Source organism: Rhodococcus sp. BH5 (assembly GCF_027583855.1).
GTDB classification, from domain to species: domain Bacteria; phylum Actinomycetota; class Actinomycetes; order Mycobacteriales; family Mycobacteriaceae; genus Rhodococcus_F; species Rhodococcus_F qingshengii.
Genome location: NZ_JAJHVW010000033.1, coordinates 1 through 14,598 on the forward strand (window position 1 = coordinate 1; position 14,598 = coordinate 14,598).

At 59.8% G+C, this 14,598-nt stretch carries 15 protein-coding genes and 4 pseudogenes; 14 read left to right on the forward strand and 5 right to left on the reverse strand.

Annotated features, from left to right (window positions below; translation table 11 throughout):
* The 3 genes from RhoBH5_RS31450 to RhoBH5_RS31460 all read left to right on the forward strand — a co-directional run.
* Positions 1 to 1,481 (forward strand): hypothetical protein (locus RhoBH5_RS31450; protein ID WP_270009469.1); only part of this gene is annotated, 1,481 nt, incomplete at its 5' end.
* Between the two features lie 2 nt (positions 1,482 to 1,483).
* Positions 1,484 to 2,281, forward strand: a complete 798-nt coding sequence (locus RhoBH5_RS31455) for a hypothetical protein (protein ID WP_270009470.1) — start codon at positions 1,484 to 1,486, stop codon at positions 2,279 to 2,281.
* 166 nt (positions 2,282 to 2,447) lie between these two features.
* Positions 2,448 to 2,663: a nucleotidyltransferase family protein gene (locus tag RhoBH5_RS31460; RefSeq protein ID WP_270009471.1), complete on the forward strand. Its 216-nt coding sequence runs from the start codon at positions 2,448 to 2,450 to the stop codon at positions 2,661 to 2,663.
* Positions 2,664 to 3,617: 954 nt separating this feature from the next.
* On the opposite strand, the pseudogene RhoBH5_RS31465 reads toward RhoBH5_RS31460, so the two are convergent.
* Positions 3,618 to 3,755, reverse strand: a pseudogene (locus RhoBH5_RS31465) (IS256 family transposase); the annotation flags it as partial.
* Positions 3,756 to 3,904: 149 nt separating this feature from the next.
* On the opposite strand from RhoBH5_RS31465, the gene RhoBH5_RS31470 reads away from it, so the two are divergent.
* A complete protein-coding gene (locus RhoBH5_RS31470) occupies positions 3,905 to 5,140 on the forward strand; it encodes a cutinase family protein (RefSeq protein ID WP_442972498.1) in 1,236 nt (411 codons plus the stop codon).
* Positions 5,141 to 5,163: 23 nt separating this feature from the next.
* Here the strand turns inward: RhoBH5_RS31470 and RhoBH5_RS31475 are convergent.
* A pseudogene (locus tag RhoBH5_RS31475) lies at positions 5,164 to 5,346 on the reverse strand (integrase core domain-containing protein); the annotation flags it as partial.
* A gap of 8 nt (positions 5,347 to 5,354) precedes the next feature.
* Positions 5,355 to 5,537, reverse strand: coding sequence for a hypothetical protein (locus RhoBH5_RS31480; protein WP_270009473.1), 183 nt, complete (start codon positions 5,535 to 5,537; stop codon positions 5,355 to 5,357).
* Between the two features lie 117 nt (positions 5,538 to 5,654).
* Here RhoBH5_RS31480 and RhoBH5_RS31485 point away from each other — a divergent pair, with 117 nt between their 5' ends.
* Together RhoBH5_RS31485 and RhoBH5_RS31490 are read left to right on the forward strand one after the other, a co-directional pair.
* Positions 5,655 to 5,885, forward strand: coding sequence for a helix-turn-helix domain-containing protein (locus tag RhoBH5_RS31485; RefSeq protein WP_270009474.1), 231 nt, complete (start codon positions 5,655 to 5,657; stop codon positions 5,883 to 5,885).
* Positions 5,886 to 6,045: 160 nt separating this feature from the next.
* Entirely contained in the window at positions 6,046 to 6,243 is a 198-nt protein-coding gene (locus RhoBH5_RS31490; protein WP_270009475.1) for a hypothetical protein, read from the forward strand.
* A 15-nt stretch (positions 6,244 to 6,258) separates the two neighbouring features.
* Here the strand turns inward: RhoBH5_RS31490 and RhoBH5_RS31495 are convergent, their stop codons facing one another.
* Positions 6,259 to 6,759, reverse strand: coding sequence for a GNAT family N-acetyltransferase (locus tag RhoBH5_RS31495; RefSeq protein ID WP_270009476.1), 501 nt, complete (start codon positions 6,757 to 6,759; stop codon positions 6,259 to 6,261).
* 343 nt (positions 6,760 to 7,102) lie between these two features.
* On the opposite strand from RhoBH5_RS31495, the gene RhoBH5_RS31500 reads away from it, so the two are divergent.
* Together RhoBH5_RS31500 and RhoBH5_RS31505 are read left to right on the forward strand one after the other, a co-directional pair.
* The gene (locus tag RhoBH5_RS31500) at positions 7,103 to 7,384 is read left to right on the forward strand and encodes a type II toxin-antitoxin system Phd/YefM family antitoxin (RefSeq protein ID WP_270009477.1); all 282 of its coding nucleotides are present in this window, start codon (positions 7,103 to 7,105) and stop codon (positions 7,382 to 7,384) included.
* Positions 7,381 to 7,662 carry a type II toxin-antitoxin system RelE family toxin gene (locus tag RhoBH5_RS31505; RefSeq protein WP_270009478.1) on the forward strand — a complete coding sequence of 94 codons (282 nt, stop codon included), beginning with the start codon at positions 7,381 to 7,383 and terminating at the stop codon, positions 7,660 to 7,662. The genes RhoBH5_RS31500 and RhoBH5_RS31505 overlap by 4 nt, the downstream gene beginning before the upstream one ends.
* 354 nt (positions 7,663 to 8,016) lie before the next feature.
* Here the strand turns inward: RhoBH5_RS31505 and RhoBH5_RS31510 are convergent, their stop codons facing one another.
* Complete coding sequence (locus RhoBH5_RS31510) at positions 8,017 to 8,352, reverse strand: hypothetical protein (RefSeq protein WP_270009479.1); 336 nt, start codon at positions 8,350 to 8,352, stop codon at positions 8,017 to 8,019.
* Positions 8,353 to 9,382: 1,030 nt separating this feature from the next.
* Between RhoBH5_RS31510 and RhoBH5_RS31515 the strand changes: the two are divergent.
* The 6 genes and pseudogenes from RhoBH5_RS31515 to RhoBH5_RS31540 all read left to right on the forward strand — a co-directional run.
* Positions 9,383 to 9,721 (forward strand): annotated as a pseudogene (locus tag RhoBH5_RS31515) (type II toxin-antitoxin system HicB family antitoxin); the annotation flags it as partial.
* Positions 9,722 to 10,412: 691 nt separating this feature from the next.
* Positions 10,413 to 10,796 carry a helix-turn-helix domain-containing protein gene (locus tag RhoBH5_RS31520; protein ID WP_270009480.1) on the forward strand — a complete coding sequence of 128 codons (384 nt, stop codon included), beginning with the start codon at positions 10,413 to 10,415 and terminating at the stop codon, positions 10,794 to 10,796.
* 746 nt (positions 10,797 to 11,542) lie between these two features.
* Complete coding sequence (locus RhoBH5_RS31525; protein WP_270009481.1) at positions 11,543 to 12,328, forward strand: ParA family protein; 786 nt, start codon at positions 11,543 to 11,545, stop codon at positions 12,326 to 12,328.
* A gap of 7 nt (positions 12,329 to 12,335) precedes the next feature.
* Positions 12,336 to 12,740 carry a hypothetical protein gene (locus tag RhoBH5_RS31530; RefSeq protein WP_270009482.1) on the forward strand — a complete coding sequence of 135 codons (405 nt, stop codon included), beginning with the start codon at positions 12,336 to 12,338 and terminating at the stop codon, positions 12,738 to 12,740.
* Between the two features lie 121 nt (positions 12,741 to 12,861).
* On the forward strand, positions 12,862 to 14,202 hold the full coding sequence (locus RhoBH5_RS31535; RefSeq protein WP_270009483.1) for a DUF2637 domain-containing protein: 1,341 nt from the start codon (positions 12,862 to 12,864) through the stop codon (positions 14,200 to 14,202).
* Positions 14,202 to 14,598 (forward strand): annotated as a pseudogene (locus RhoBH5_RS31540) (hypothetical protein); the annotation flags it as partial. The gene RhoBH5_RS31535 and the pseudogene RhoBH5_RS31540, both read left to right, overlap by 1 nt.

Consider the following 14,598-nt stretch of genomic DNA (forward strand, 5'->3'; position numbering starts at 1 on the left):
ACAAGCTGATTCGTTGGGCCACGCTCACACCCTTGGGTGCTCCCGCGCAGGTGTGGGTCGTCGGAATCGACGCGTGCGAGATGTTCGGCTGGATCATCGACCCGGGTGACGAAGACGACGTCGACGACATGGAAGTGCTTCGCGCCCGAGCTGCCGAAGAACTCACAGCGGTACTCCAGGCCACGTTGACGCCGATGCTCACCGCTGGGTGGGAGTTGCGCGGCGATCCCGGCCACGTCGTGCACCTCTCGCGCACGACCGGCACCTTCACCTCGATGGTCGACATCTTCATCGAGCCGTACGTGTGGACCTACTGGAACAAGGACTTCGGCTGGAACAACCGCGTCGGCGACATGGGGATCCTCGGATCTCCCACCGCCGGAACGTACCTCCCCGACGACGATCTGCCGGCAGCCCGCGAACTCGGACGACGACTGTCGTGGTGCGCCCGCTACCTCGGAGTCCTGCCCGGCCCCACCCCCGCACGCACCGGCGCTGCGGTCCTCGACAAGATCAAGCGCGAACGCACCCGCAGCGGTAAGGGAATTGCGGTCACGACCGGTGGCCCCATCCCGCCGCTCAACGGGGAACCCCGCGGTGACCTCGAGCCCGAGGTCGGCTGGACACGCGTCTGCGATTCCGAGGACCTCACCGGCGCAACGCAGCTGGTCTCGATCGACCAGCGAGCTGCCTACCTCGCCTCGGCCGGCATGCTCGAATTCGGCTACGGGAAACCACGCCACCTGACCGGTGAGAGTGCAGTCAGCGCAGCAGCATCGGGCGCGAAAGGCGCACCGTTCGGGCTGTGGCGCATCACCCTGCCTGCGGGGAACATGCTCTCCCTGCCTGCGAAGCTTCCGCTCCCGCACCCGCACATGCTCGCCGATCAGCCTGTGCAGACCTGGGTCACCTCCGTGAGCCTGGACGCGTTGCAAGCCTCTGTTGCGGACGGAGGAATCGGCGCTGAACTCGACGATCTCGACATTGTCGAAGCCTGGGTTTATCCCGAGCAGGGCCGCGCTCTCGACAAGTGGGCCAAGATCCTGCGTGAGGGCCGCAAGGTCGCCGTCGAGACCGGCGACGTTGCGATGAAACGGTTCCTCGGCGCCTGCTACAAGGGCTACATCGGGCGAATGGTGAACCCGGACATGTGGACTGCGAAACAGATGCAACATCACCACCAGCCGCTCTGGCGGGCGTCGATCATTGCGCATTGCCGCTGGCGTGGCCGCAGGGTCGCAATGCGCATCGCCCGCGAAACCGGTCGGTGGCCGGTGCGCACGGTGACGGACTCCTGGGTGTACCTGCTCGCCGACGGTGAAGACGTCGCAGATGACAGTGACGCGCTCGGCAAAATGTCCGTGGAGAAACGTACTGTCATCACCGAAGCGTTGATCGAGGCGTTTACCAGCGCTGATGACACACACGAGATGAATCTCGCCATCAAGGGCGCATTCACATCAGGCGAGGAAGGGGAGTAGCGATGGCATTGCATCTCCCGAAGCCTCGGTCGAAGAAGCCCGTGCAACAGGCGGTCGGGCTGGACGGGCTGAAGGTGTCCGTCTCCAATGCCGCGACCAGCGGAGTCGAGAAGTCCAAAACCGTCAAGACCGGGGGACTGGCAGGACTGACGAGCAAAGTCTCGGTCGCTCAGGTGCGTAAAGAGATCGGCAACGAGGGTCTGCGCCAGGCCGCGATCGACGCCGGCCGTAAACCGCCTTCGGATCGCACGTTGCGTCGGTGGGCGCAACAGGGCCGCGTCCCGCACGCGGACGTTGCCGAGCGTGCGCAACGCCGCGCGGCGATCGAGCGTCTCGGCGGGATCGGGGAGGTGGCCAAGAAGATCGGCCGCTCACCGTCGGCCGTGTCCCGGTACAGGTCAGGGGAGACGAACGATCTGCGCGCCGATGCGAAGAAGAAACTCAAGAAGGTCAAAGCCGACGACGTCATGAAGCGCGCCGGCGTCCTGCGCCCCGACGGCACCCCGAAGAAAGCGACGATCCGCGTCAAAGGCGGAGTCTCGGTGCGCAACGGGTCGGAAGAGGGCTACGACTACCGAGTCCGCACACTGGACTTCGCGAACTCCGATGCCCCGTTCACCGCTGAAGAATCACGCGAACTCGCCGCGGCCCTCGCAGGCGACGACCACGCACGCGTCGTCGCACTACTGGAGCGTCACGCGACGTTGGACTACCCAGAGAACAAGGGATTCGACCAGTACAGCGATGAATTCGGGTTCCACTTCGACTCGATCGAGTCCGTCCACATCGACTGGACATGACGACCCGAGTCTTGGTGGGGGCGTTATCATCGTTGCAGCCCGATCGCACGCAAGGAACAGCCCATGAGCGCATCGGCATACAGCCTGCTCCTGCAATCTGTCGTGCGAGCAAAGCGCGCCGAAGTGGAATCAGTATGTCGCCGCTACGGGGCATCGGATGTGAAAGATGTTCGGCTCGGTGGCACGCGGCGACGCAGGACCCGACAGCGACATCGATCTGATGGTCACCATCGACGGCCCGGACTACGAACAGCTGATGTCGATGCTCGGACTCGGCGAAGAGTTGACGAAGCTACTCGGGACATACGTCGACGTCGTGGCCCGAGGAGTCGCAAAAGACGCCGTCACCGAGACCGCTCACGCCGATATGGTCGATGTGTGAGACGGAGCAACCTCGATCATTCATGGCGTGATCAAAAATTACCTGCCGGACCTTCGGACAGCGGTCGAATTCCTTGCAGAAGCGATCAGATAGCGTTTCTTGCTTGATAGCTCGATCCGCGTCCCGCTGAGTGAGTAACACAGTGGTTTTCGGCATCACACTCGGTTGACACCAATATTCGATGGTCACTCGGCACGCCCCCCGATGGCCGGCGAGTTCCTGCAAGACTGTTCACCGACACAGCCAAACCAGGGGAGACCATGACAGTGAATGAAGAAGCCAACTCGGATCGAGCAGTCAAATTCGGAACCGGGAAAGTGGAGATCGCGGTCACCACTCTCACCGAATTGCTCGAGGTCACAGAAGCGCCTTGACGTGCACAACTGGCACCGCGAGTCCAGAAAACCGGATGCGCTTCACCCCCGGCGTGAACGCCGGAGCGCTGCGCAAGACTAGAGGTAGAAGAATTCCCTCGGATCGAAAGGCGTTCCGTGGCTATTGCATTCGTCTCGCCGTGAGAGTACCGTAATTGGCGCAAGCTGAAGAAATATATTGAAAATATAATCTTAGAGTCGGGAACTTGGAATCGAGGGATTCAAATGTTCGACGCCTTATCTTTAGCGGATGTTGATTTCATGGATTTTCTTCACTTATTCACAAATTTATTCATATTTACTGGATCATAGTTTTTTCAATTTGATCGTTCATGTTTCACAGCCTGACCAACGCCGCCAGGCAGGCCGTGAAACATCAAAACTCTCCGCCTCGTTCACGAGGCGGAGAGTTCAGTTCTCGGTGAGTAAGTTCGGGCCACCTGAAAGAACCAACGTCACCCCGGTTCTGGGACGGCGTTGGGTTGCCTGTGGGCTTTTCTCGCTGCTGCACCGAGTGTTCGGTGGCATATCCGACGGCCCTATGAACGTGGGCGTCCTGCTCGAAGGCGGCTTCGCTTTATTTGTCGGCGTTCCGCGGGATGGTCTTCTTCGAGGCCAAGGCTCCATAGATTTCAGCGAAATGCGAACTGATCTCAACAGTCGTTAATCCTTTGGCGTGGGGCGCCAACACGATCTCGTCGATCCGGTTCAACCGCCGTCACCGAATCCGCAACTAGTGTCCTCAAGGTCCCGGTTATAGTTCGAGTTGTCTCTTTTATTGGCGCATCCATTACTGGAGGTTTCGTGTCACAGGCGGGTCCCGGCTACTCATACCTCGCGCGTGTCGCTTTCGCGGCAACCGTATCGATCACTGTTCCAGTGGTATGCACACCGATATTTGCCGTCGCTGGGCCAGCTGTCGGTAGTTCCGGTTCGAGCAACGTCAGTTCCGCTACGGGTCCAAGCAACCAGGAGCACCCAGATTCGAACAACTACGCCGACGATTGTCCGAACATTCTGATCGTCAGCGTATCCGGTGCCACAGATTCGACTGTCCGCCGGAACCCGATGAGTGAGCCCGAAGCAAAACCGTGGTCTAACTGGTTGAGTAGTATCACGGTGCCCACCGGCGAACGCAACGCCGACGATCCGGGTACGGTCGGGTGGGTTTACGTCCCGTACTCGTCTACTTATGGGCTTGGGCTACTAGATCCCGTTACTACATACCAAGATTCGGTGACGGAAGGTGTAGCGTCAACGAACAAGATTCTCGACGACAATAAGCGTAAGTGCGGAGATCGAACCAAGTACGTCCTGCTTGGTTACAGTATGGGGGCCGAGGTGGTCGAACGGGTTTCTCGCGAACTCGGCCATCGTGACGACAGTGCTTTGGTGAACCCTGACGATCTCGCCGGAGTGGTTCTCATTGGTGATCCGTACCGACCTAGTGGGGCTCCTTCACTCGGGGAACCGGGACCTTCTGGTGGCGGTTTCATGTCATCCGAGCCCGCCGACTACGGAAGACTTACCGGCAAAGTGGTGTATTCGTGCAATCCGTACGACATGGCTTGTGACGCACCGAAAAACATTGCGGTCCTCGAATTGGCATTGGGTGTTCTCGGTCAGATGCACTTCACCTTGCTGAATCCAGGCCAGGCGGTATCGGACTTCGCCGCTGTCATAGGGGCCATGACGGCCCGCTCGATCGTCTACATCGTCACGCACAAGGACTGGTTCGACTCCGATGAGTCTTTCCTCGACGTCTTCCTTGAGGTTTCGGATAGAAGCTACGATCCAGATGCCCCTGACCGCGATCTACAACTGACCGACGAGCAGGTTCTCAATGCCATCACGTGGGCCAGGGGTCCGGGTTCGAAGGTGGTGAAGGCAAAGCTCGAGGCCGAAGGCGCCGGATTTGCCGAGGACAACAGTGGCGTCGTCGATCTGGTGGTCAAGCCGTATATTTTTCTGGGCTTGATTGAGCACATGGCCTATTGGACCTACAACCCGAATGATCCCTGGTACTCGAAAAGCGAGCGGATCGTCGATTGGATCACGGAATTGGCTCGATCAGAAAAGAGCGTCAGTAACTCGGGCAACTGAGTTGCAGTCAACGATAGTGATCACTATCGTTGGTCCTGATCGGGCTGGGAATCGTCCTGAACCGTGCCGGTTTTTGCCGTTTCCATAATGGCGACATAGTAGATGGCCTCGAACTCGTCGGGAGTGACGTAGTCCAAGGTGCTGTGGAGGCGGCGGGTATTGAACCAATCCACCCATTCCATCGTCGCGAATTCGATGTCGTCGATGAACTGCACTAGCAGCGGCGGCGAGGGTCGAGTTCCCTCCCGAAGAAAATCGATGCCGACTTCAGAATTTCGTTGGTTTCCTTGAGTTCTCGGTTCTCGCGCTCGAGATCCTTGATGTGTTGCTGTTCGGCAGAAGTGGCACCTGGAACGTGGTTGGCATCAATCTGGGCCTGTTTGGTCCAGTTACGCACCGATACCGATTTGCAGGCCTATCACCTGGCATGCAGATTAGACGGACCGGTATTCGTCGAGGTGGTCGAGGACTATCCTGACGGCTCGCTTACGTTGCTCGGGTGGGTAACGCTTAGGTGTCGCTACGCGTGCTGCCCGCGGCGGACTTCGACAGGCTCACCGAAGCCGCGGAGCTGCCGGCGCTCGTATCGGTCAGCGAAGCAGCAGAAGAGCTGGGTGTGAGCCGCCAGAGCATCCTGAAATCCATCAAGACGGCCAAGCTCCCCGCTGCCCGCGTGGGCGACACCTGGGCCGTTCGAAAGTCGGTCGTCCAGGCGCGAGCGCGCGACAACGCCGAAAGTGCCTAGCGTTCCGGTGACCTGCACGAGTTCTGGCTCTGTACAGAAAAATGAGGCGCAGAACCCGGAGTATCTCAGAGGTGTCGTGGGACGCGGCTGCCGACTATTTCTCCAGGTCAACAGCTGAGAAGAAGATAGACAATCGTCAACATCTCGACAGGAGAATCTCGTGCAGCAAGGTGACCAAGTCAGAATCGGGGCCGAAGGCGTCTCGGCGTTCACGATCGTCAGCGTCGACGAGGACACGCACCGCAATTATCGAATCCACCGCCGACGCCCCCGGAAATATCCGTTTCCGACGAAGCTGGCCACTCTCGTCCCGGTCGTTGGGCTGGCACCCGGCCACCCCGATGAACACGACGCCTAAATGAACAACAGGCAGTCAAAGTTCCCTGTAGATGCCACAGGGATAGACGTCGTTGTCGAAACAAATCGAATGAGGCCGGGCGCCCATGTCGAATGGAAGCGGCACTCCAGGTTGTAGAACGGTGAAACCGGAGTTCGCATAGAGCGGTGCGGCTGAGGCTGCGCAGTTTCCAACGATGAGATCCGCCGGGAAAATGGCGGGAATCAAGTTCAGAAGCACCGTGGCAACCCCGCGCCCACGCCATTCGGGCAGGACGACGATATTGCGAAGAAACGCGACTTTCCCCCTCTGAAAGGTCGCTCCGCCGATAACGACTGAGCCGATGACCTCGCCATCAGGTCCGATGGCGACCGCCCCACCTTCCTCTTCGCTCATGTCGAAATCGGGAACCCCTGTGATGTGCTCTCGCACCATGGCCGTCACCGTCAGGATGTCCGGTCGATCGATATCACGGAAAGTTACTCCCGCCTTGCCCAACGCTCGCACGTACCGCCGATAAATCTTGATCCGTTTCACTAGGTCAACGGGAGCCCCAAGCACGATTTCTCTATCGAGTCCCTCGTGCTGTGAACGTCCTGAAACGGATGCGGGTGCAGGACGTGACTTCGGCTTGGGCTTTCGCTTCTTCGAAACAGGCATATGGACGCTCAATTCTCAATTCAGTTCGAGTTGGTCGGCACCCGGAACGTACATGCCGCGCGCCACCTTTCGGGAAAGGAAGACCGTCCCGGCGTTTTCCGGGCGGGCGCGGGCACGGCGATTCTCCGGGACGACCGCGAAGTTTGGTGATCACCGAAGCGCCCCATGTTGGGTGGCCGCCCTTGGGGGAGCGCCCACATTGCCAGTGTGCGCTAGAATTATGTACATGACAACTCTTCCGGTGGCCGACGCTCGAGCGCAGCTCTCTCGTCTCGTCGACGAGGCTGAGCGCACGCACGAACGGTTCGAGATCACCCGCAACGGGCATCGTGCCGCGGTGCTGCTTGGCGCAGACGATTATGACGCGTTGCGCGAGACGATCGCCGTGTTGGCCGATGAATCGCTACTGGCCGGACATATGGCGGGAGTGGCTGAGGCTCAGGTCGGGGACACCCTCGATGCGGTCGATTTGGCCGCGTTCCTGGGCAAGAGCGTGGAGTGAGCGGCCTCGACGATCCCTATGTCCTGGCAGTGGCGCGCTCAGCGGCTCGGTCGCTGAAAGCGGGCCTGCCCGAGAAGGTTGCGGTAGCGGTCTACGAGTTCATCACCGGGCCGTTGCTCGTGAACCCTCATCGGGTCGGTAAGCGGCTCGATCCGCCGCTGGCCCCGGCGTATTCGGCGCGGCGCGGCGCGTATCGGGTGCTGTACTTGATCGACGATGACGCCCGCCGGGTTACGGTTACCGCGATCGCGCACCGCTCCGATGCTTACCGCACTTGAAAACCGGCTCGACCTGCATAACCGACATGTCCCATGCGGCAATGAAACATTCCGCGAGTGGGAAGCCGGCACCCCGCGACGGAATGCCTATGCAGGTCGCCGAACAGGGCCGGGGCCAAACCGGGTTGTGTCAGTATTCAAAAATGTCAGCATCGCCAACGACGAAATCCTCGCAGTGAATCGCACCGGCGAGTCCGGAGACTTACTCGGGTCTCATCGGCTCCCGGCAGTGCGTTCATTCGTCCAGCGTTGCACAAGGTTATGGACGGTGTAGACCTTTCATTTGGGCCTCTGAACTGTGGTGATGGATGTATCAGGTCGCGGGTATCCACGTCGGCGAGCCAGTTGGTTCAGTTAACCGTTCTCACTGATCCACGCTTCCATCCCAGAGTTGACGACGTGACCTGTATAGACGGTCCCGAGATCGGCGTGATATTTGCTCGCCAACAGGTTCTTGTTGTGGTCATTGAGATTCTGGTGGATGAGCTCCCCCGCCCAGATGGGGTGTGCGCTGTAGAAGGGTCCGCCGCGGCCCGCTTCGTGAGCGAGGTGTGCTGCACGGTTGACCACGTCGCCCATGTAGATGACGTCGTTGATTCCGCTACCGCTGTAGCCCGCCTTAATCATCAACGCTCGTCCGTAGTCGAGCCCTATCCCGATCCTCAACGTCGAGAACTTGCGCTTCTGCAACCGCGCGTTTAATAGTGCGATCAGGGTCTCTCACCTCCCCCCGCGCAGCCGTTCAAGCCATCACGCACCAGCCAAGAAAGCTGCAAAAGCAACGCGAGCGGCACTGCGCACCGCCGCATACCGCGCTCGGACTGCCGCCCGGAGTTATCCACAATCAGCCACTCGTGACCCCCTGTCCCCCTTGGGGGGATTTGCTCTTAAAGCTCTTGTTTGAATTACTCACCAACGCACGCGCAAGCGCAAGCAGGCAAGCCGAAGAACGCAAAGAAATCCACACCCCGCCCGATCGAATTGCAACGCGCAGCTGCACAGTTGATCGCTCACACACTAGCCCTGAAAACTGCCGGCCACGTCGGACGAATCTGCGACGTGTTGGAAAAAGCCGACATCGACGTCACCCGGTGGACAGGGCGCGACATTGCTCGTGAACTCACCAAAGACACCCAAACTCGGGGCTGGGTATGGCCCACGCAGCTCACACGCCCCGTTGCGTTTCTCAGCTGGCGACTGGCTCAAATTGACTGGTCAGGCGTCACTCCTGCCGAACGAGCACGCGAGAATGATCGAATGAGGCTGGCCGAACAGGCCAGGCGACGACAGGAAGCAGCGGAGCGCAACTCGCTTACAGCGAGCGCAGCTACAAGAACCGCAATCGTGCGACGTTCTCGCGAGCAGTTCTCACGAACGGAGGTTCGACTGTCTGACGGTTGAAGGATCGAGTGAATGAGCACCATTCGCATCGTCCCGACAGTGTAGTATCATGGGTGATACCGTCAGCTGGTGACGAAAGAATCGAAGCTGATAGCGAGAATGCGGGATTCTCCACAGAACGTGACCTACGAGGAGCTATTCAACTTCTGCCGGAAGCATTTCGGTACGCCTCGAACCTTCGGGAGCAGCCACGCAGTTTTCCCGATGCCGTGGTCAGGTGACCCCCGTGTGAACATCCAGAACAAAAACGGAAAAGCGAAGCCGTACCAGGTCGACCAAGTGGTAGCCGCGTACGACAAACTGACGAAGGAGGAAGACAATGGCTGACGCCTCGCATTACACCTACCGCGTCGTGTGGTCCGAAGAAGACGCCGAGTTCGTCGGAACCGCCGCCGAGTTCCCCTCGCTGTCATGGCTCGAAGAAGACCAGGCCGATGCCCTGTCCGGGATCACGAACCTTGTCTCGGAGATTCTCGCGGACATGGACAAATCCGGAGAAACCCCGCCTCTTCCGCTGTCCGAACGGAAGTTCAGCGGAAAGTTCATGGTCCGTACCTCCCCTTCCGTGCATCGCCGACTGGCGGTAGAAGCGCATGAGCAGGGTGTTTCCCTCAACATGCTGATCAATCAAAAGCTCAGCGGCTCAGGCGGAGTTCGGTCGGAGCACGGAATCTTGAGTTCGTTCACACAGTCTGGAAAGACGCTGTCGTTTCTTTCTTCGCTCGATCTCATCAAGGGCGTTCGAGTGGCGACGGCGTTCAAACCCGATGTTTCTACAATGGTGTTGGCCGATGCCAGCGCAACGTCGGATTTCGAAGTCCCCGCCGGGCTCATTTGGTACGTCGACGAGAACAGCAAGGAAGATTCGGCCAGCTGAACGCTAGGCTGCAAACATGTGACCGTAGACCGTGCTCACGGGCTTGCCGCCAACAGGTCCTCACATAATCTGCAAGCCCGTCATGGGCGGCTGAGGTTCGCGCAGATCGACTGGTCGGGAGCTACCCCGGCCGAGCGTGCTCGGAAGAACGACGAGGTTCGTTGCGCTGAGCAGGCTGCGCGCTCCGGAAGTGCCGCAAGGGTGAGAGTTGTCGTGCGCAGAGCGAGATGGATCGCTTCGGTTTGCCTGATCAGCGACTACTCTGCGTCTCGGTAGCGGATCCCTTTGCGGATTGTGCGCCGTTTCCGGAAAGCCCGCCTGTGCGGGCTTTCCGTGTTTCTCGGCTCGTTCGTTGGCGCGGGCCAGTCGTTGATGCACCCGACGACTTTGCGGGATCAGGTCGTTGTCCATCGAGCTCAATCGTTGAAACGACCAGGTGAATGGGTACGGGGTTGGTGATCCCTGCGCAGAGATGAGCGAAATCGGTGTTTTCTGGGAAGACCTCCAGGAAGATCTCGAAGACCCGGAATTCCTGCGTGCCTTCGTGCTCGAATCCCTCCGGATCAAGTCCGTGGACGCCATCGTGAATGCGCTTGATGATGCGCGGGCGGAAGCTGACCTGAGCAAGGCGGAGCTTGCTCGCGCGATCTCGGCACCAGCTGCATCGATTCGTCGACTTCTCGGAAACGGTCCCTCCAATCCAACCCTGGGAACTGTGTCTGAGGTTGCCGCAGCCTTGGGATACCGATTGGTCCTGGAGCCGCTCAGTGAGGAGCTGACGCCGTTGTCGGATGCGCTCGTGAGCGGGCATGTGGAAAAGCCCGTCGAATTTTGTGCAGCGATGTCCGAACTTTAGGTTGTGACAGGGTGGGGGTTATTGGCGAAATACTCCTCCCCCCATCTCACGTACCTTCGCGTAGTCGGAGGCGGTGAACGTTGTTTTGTGCAGCTTGCTCATACCGGTGATGGCTACGAGCAACGGTCTGTCGAGACCCTCCGCCTCGTAGTCGAGGCGGCAAAACAGCCGATGGTGGATCGTTTCTGCGCCGCCCTTCGAGTGCTGTGTCGACCCGAACCTCGAACCAGCCCGTCATCTCCCCGTGCATCGCCTCCCAATATCCGCCGCCCGCGAATCTCTTCGGTGGGGCTGCGGCAACGGCAATCAGGCATGTCCTCATTCGTAGTCGGACAGCCTTGGGCAATCCGTTGACGAACGTGCGGGCGGGGGAAGAGCCGTCGGCGCGTGTGAAGTACACGATTTGGTGGGCATCGTCAGCGGACTGCTTTGTCTGTACCTCTGCTGGTATCGCAGCCTTCTGTTTGGCGCGCTGGCGGGCTCGTTTGTCGGGCGACATCGTTCGATCATGCCTTGCCCGTGAGGATCCCCTGCCTTCGTGTGCGGTCACCGCCGATCGGGTGGCCGGCACACGGCGCTATTGGCATATGTGCCGGTAGAGCAGCTTATGGTAGCTAACGTAATATTAGTGCCCATATGGGCCATATGGTATATTTGCTTATATAACATTGTGTTGTGTACCGTAGGGCAGTAGAACGGTAGATACGCTTACGTAATGCAAGATTCGCCCATGTATCGGGGGTTCCATGACGGTTACTGCAGTAGTGAACTTGAAGGGTGGGGTCGGAAAGACCACCGTCACGAACGGACTGGCTCACGCTGCCGCCGTCCTCGGGCGCTCTTGCCTTGTCGTCGACAACGACTCGCAAGGTAACTCGACCATGCACCTGACCGGGCACACCAAGGAAAATCCCCCCGAACACAGCTTTGCCGACGTCCTCGACCGGGACGTAAAGCTGCCGATCGAAGACGCGATCATTCCCACCAAGCGCCCCGGAATCCACATCCTCCCCAGCGGTTTCAGTGAACTGCAAAGCGTGCAAGACGTACTGGTCGGAAAGCCTGGCGGCGAAATGGCGGTGCAACGGGCACTCAAATCCATCAGGGACAGCTACGAGCACGTCCTGATCGATTGCCGTCCCGCCATCGACCTGATCACACGCAGCGCAATGTACGCCGCAGACAACGTCGTGGTGGTCGTGCAGCCCGAGCCCGACGCGATCGAAGGATTCGACTCGATCCAACTGGCGATCTCCGACCTCGCGGAGTTCATGGACAAAGACCTCAAAATTGCTGGAATCGTGGTCAATCAGGTCGACGGCCGTCGGAACGATCACGCAAAATCGCTTGCTTACCTGCGTGAATACGTCAAAGCGTCCGATATCGAAATCCTCGGAGATCCCATCCCGATGCTGACCGACATCAGCAAGCTCACCAACGTGGGGATGGGTCTGGACCAGCACCCCAAACCGACGGCCAAATCACGCAACCTCGCCGAAAACTTCGCAACGATCCTCAAAGCGACAAGGTAGAAGACCGATGACTTCCATTCCCGAACCCGCAATGCCCCCAATCCGACCCAAGAAGACCCGCAACGTTTTCGAGAACGCCGCAACCGCTGCACGCGAGCCAGGGGAGGACGAAACCAAGGCGGTCCAGCCGCGCCCCGCCGCGACACCGAAAAGCGCGCCGGTCCCGGCTGTCGCGAGGCCGGAACGCCCGAGCACGAAGCGCATGGGCGGCACCAAAGACATCTTGTTGTCATTGCCCGAAGAGCTGAAAACCAGAATGCAGGCCACCATCGCATTCACCTACCCGTACACGGGCATCAAGCATCAGCAGGCGTTCATCCGGGAAGCGATCGCGCAACTGTGTGCGGACCTGGAAAGCAAGCACAATCACGGAGAACCGTGGCCGCTACCAGCGGATTTGCAAGACTCGTAATAGACAGTAGGGGAACTTATAGCCCATATGGGTAATAAGCGCTTGCCGATAAGAGAAGCCCCGCCGGAGATCACCCGGCAGGGCTTCATCGACCGGGAACCCGTGGAAGGAAGACCCGATCATGACCGACTTTAATCTCCGCGCCGCACGTATCCAGCTTGGTGCGTTGCTCGTTGCGCTTGTCGTTGCGATTCTCATTGCGCTGGGTATCACCACCGGCGCATTCGTGCTTTCCTTCGCCGTGCAACGCGACCTCGCACGGCAGGCGTTGATACCTGAGCATCTGACATGGATCTTCCCCGCGATCGTGGACAGTGCAATCTTCGGCGCAACGATCGCAATCGTCATCCTGAGCAAGCTCAAGGTGAGCAGGTGGGACAAGCGGTTCTACATCGCGCTCGCTGTCGGTGTCGTCGCAATCAGCATCCTCGGCAACGCCTATCACGCGTTTCACGCCGCTGTTGCGGCGCAAGCAACAGTCGACAGCGGGGGAGCGCTCGGGTTCGTTCCGCTGGCTCCGGCCGTTGCAGCAGCCATTGCGATCATCCCGCCCGTGCTGGTCCTCGCCTTCACCCACGGCGTCGGAATTCTCATCAAGGCAATCGGGGCGGCACACGCGCAATACTCCGAACTGGTTCTCGCGGCCGACCACACGGTCGCTGCGAATGCCGGTCTCGATGCTCCCTCGATCGAGATCAACGTCGACGTTGCAGCAGTTGAAGACGTTGCGTCTGTTGTTGCCGCTGCTACGCACGAAACTGGAAGCGCCGCGCCCAGACACACCTTCACGGACGTCATGATCTCGGCTAAGTCGCGGATCGTGTTTGCAGTCGTCGGCGCACTTGCGGTACTGACAGCACTCATGGTTCGGGGTCCGTTTGAGGCCATCATCCTGAGCGCAGCGTTGACCGCGGCATGGTGGCTTATCCGCCGCATTGCATCCGCCCGAGCCGCAGACGCACCGGCCGAGACCGCCGTCGACGTTGCTCCTACAGAAGGCGTTGCATCCGATCCCGTCGACATCACCACGGCTCCTGCTGTTGCACCGGTTGTTGCTGCTGTTGCGCCGACCGACGCAATGCCGATTGCGCCTGAGTCTGCTGCGGCGGAGTTCGTCCGCGACCCGGTGCCGGCTGAGGCTCAGACGGTTGCGCAGCTGCTCGCATTCATCGACCGCTCCGACCTCGACCCGATGGTGAAAGCGACAGCGACGCTCAAGATCAACAACCCGGATCTGACCTTCGCCGAACTGGCCGAGAGAACCAACGTTCGAGCTGCAAGCACCGCAATGCGCCGATACAACCGAGCAGAAGACGCCGCAATTGCGGCCGGTTTCACCATCCCGCCGCTGCCGACCCTCGACGATGTCGTCCGTGAGGCGTTGGAAAGTGAGCGCAACGACGACGGACGCAACGACGGCGACCAGAGGGTCGAGCTCGAAGCCCAGTTGGTGCACAGCTGATGAGCCGCAAAGAGAATCCGAAACCCGACGTTGTGGACCAGATCGCGCTCTTCGATCTCACCACTCCGGCAGAAGCAACGACCGTGGACCCTGTTGCAGCAACACCCTCGCCGGAAGAATCCGAAGCAACGAACTCGGCAACACCGGCGGCTGCGGTGTTGCCGGCCGCGAGTGGCGATGCGGACGGGCACGCAATCATCGTGACCGCCGCCGGCTCCTACACGCCTTCCGGTGAGAAGCTGACCGGCCCGGTGGATTCGGTGGAAAAGCTCGACAAGCTGATTCGTTGGGCCACGCTCACACCCTTGGGTGCTCCCGCGCAGGTGTGGGTCGTCGGAATCGACGCGTGCGAGATGTTCGGCTGGATCATCGACCCGGGTGACGAAGACGACGTCG

Bases quoted from the DNA above. Each gene is read 5' to 3' on its own strand.
- RhoBH5_RS31500 (WP_270009477.1), top strand. From the start codon at position 7,103: ATGTACATGACAACTCTTCCGGTGGCCGACGCTCGAGCGCAGCTCTCT.
- RhoBH5_RS31525 (WP_270009481.1), top strand. From the start codon at position 11,543: ATGACGGTTACTGCAGTAGTGAACTTGAAGGGTGGGGTCGGAAAGACC.
- RhoBH5_RS31535 (WP_270009483.1), top strand. From the start codon at position 12,862: ATGACCGACTTTAATCTCCGCGCCGCACGTATCCAGCTTGGTGCGTTG.
- RhoBH5_RS31530 (WP_270009482.1), top strand. From the start codon at position 12,336: ATGACTTCCATTCCCGAACCCGCAATGCCCCCAATCCGACCCAAGAAG.
- RhoBH5_RS31455 (WP_270009470.1), top strand. From the start codon at position 1,484: ATGGCATTGCATCTCCCGAAGCCTCGGTCGAAGAAGCCCGTGCAACAG.
- RhoBH5_RS31460 (WP_270009471.1), top strand. From the start codon at position 2,448: ATGTTCGGCTCGGTGGCACGCGGCGACGCAGGACCCGACAGCGACATC.
- RhoBH5_RS31520 (WP_270009480.1), top strand. From the start codon at position 10,413: ATGAGCGAAATCGGTGTTTTCTGGGAAGACCTCCAGGAAGATCTCGAA.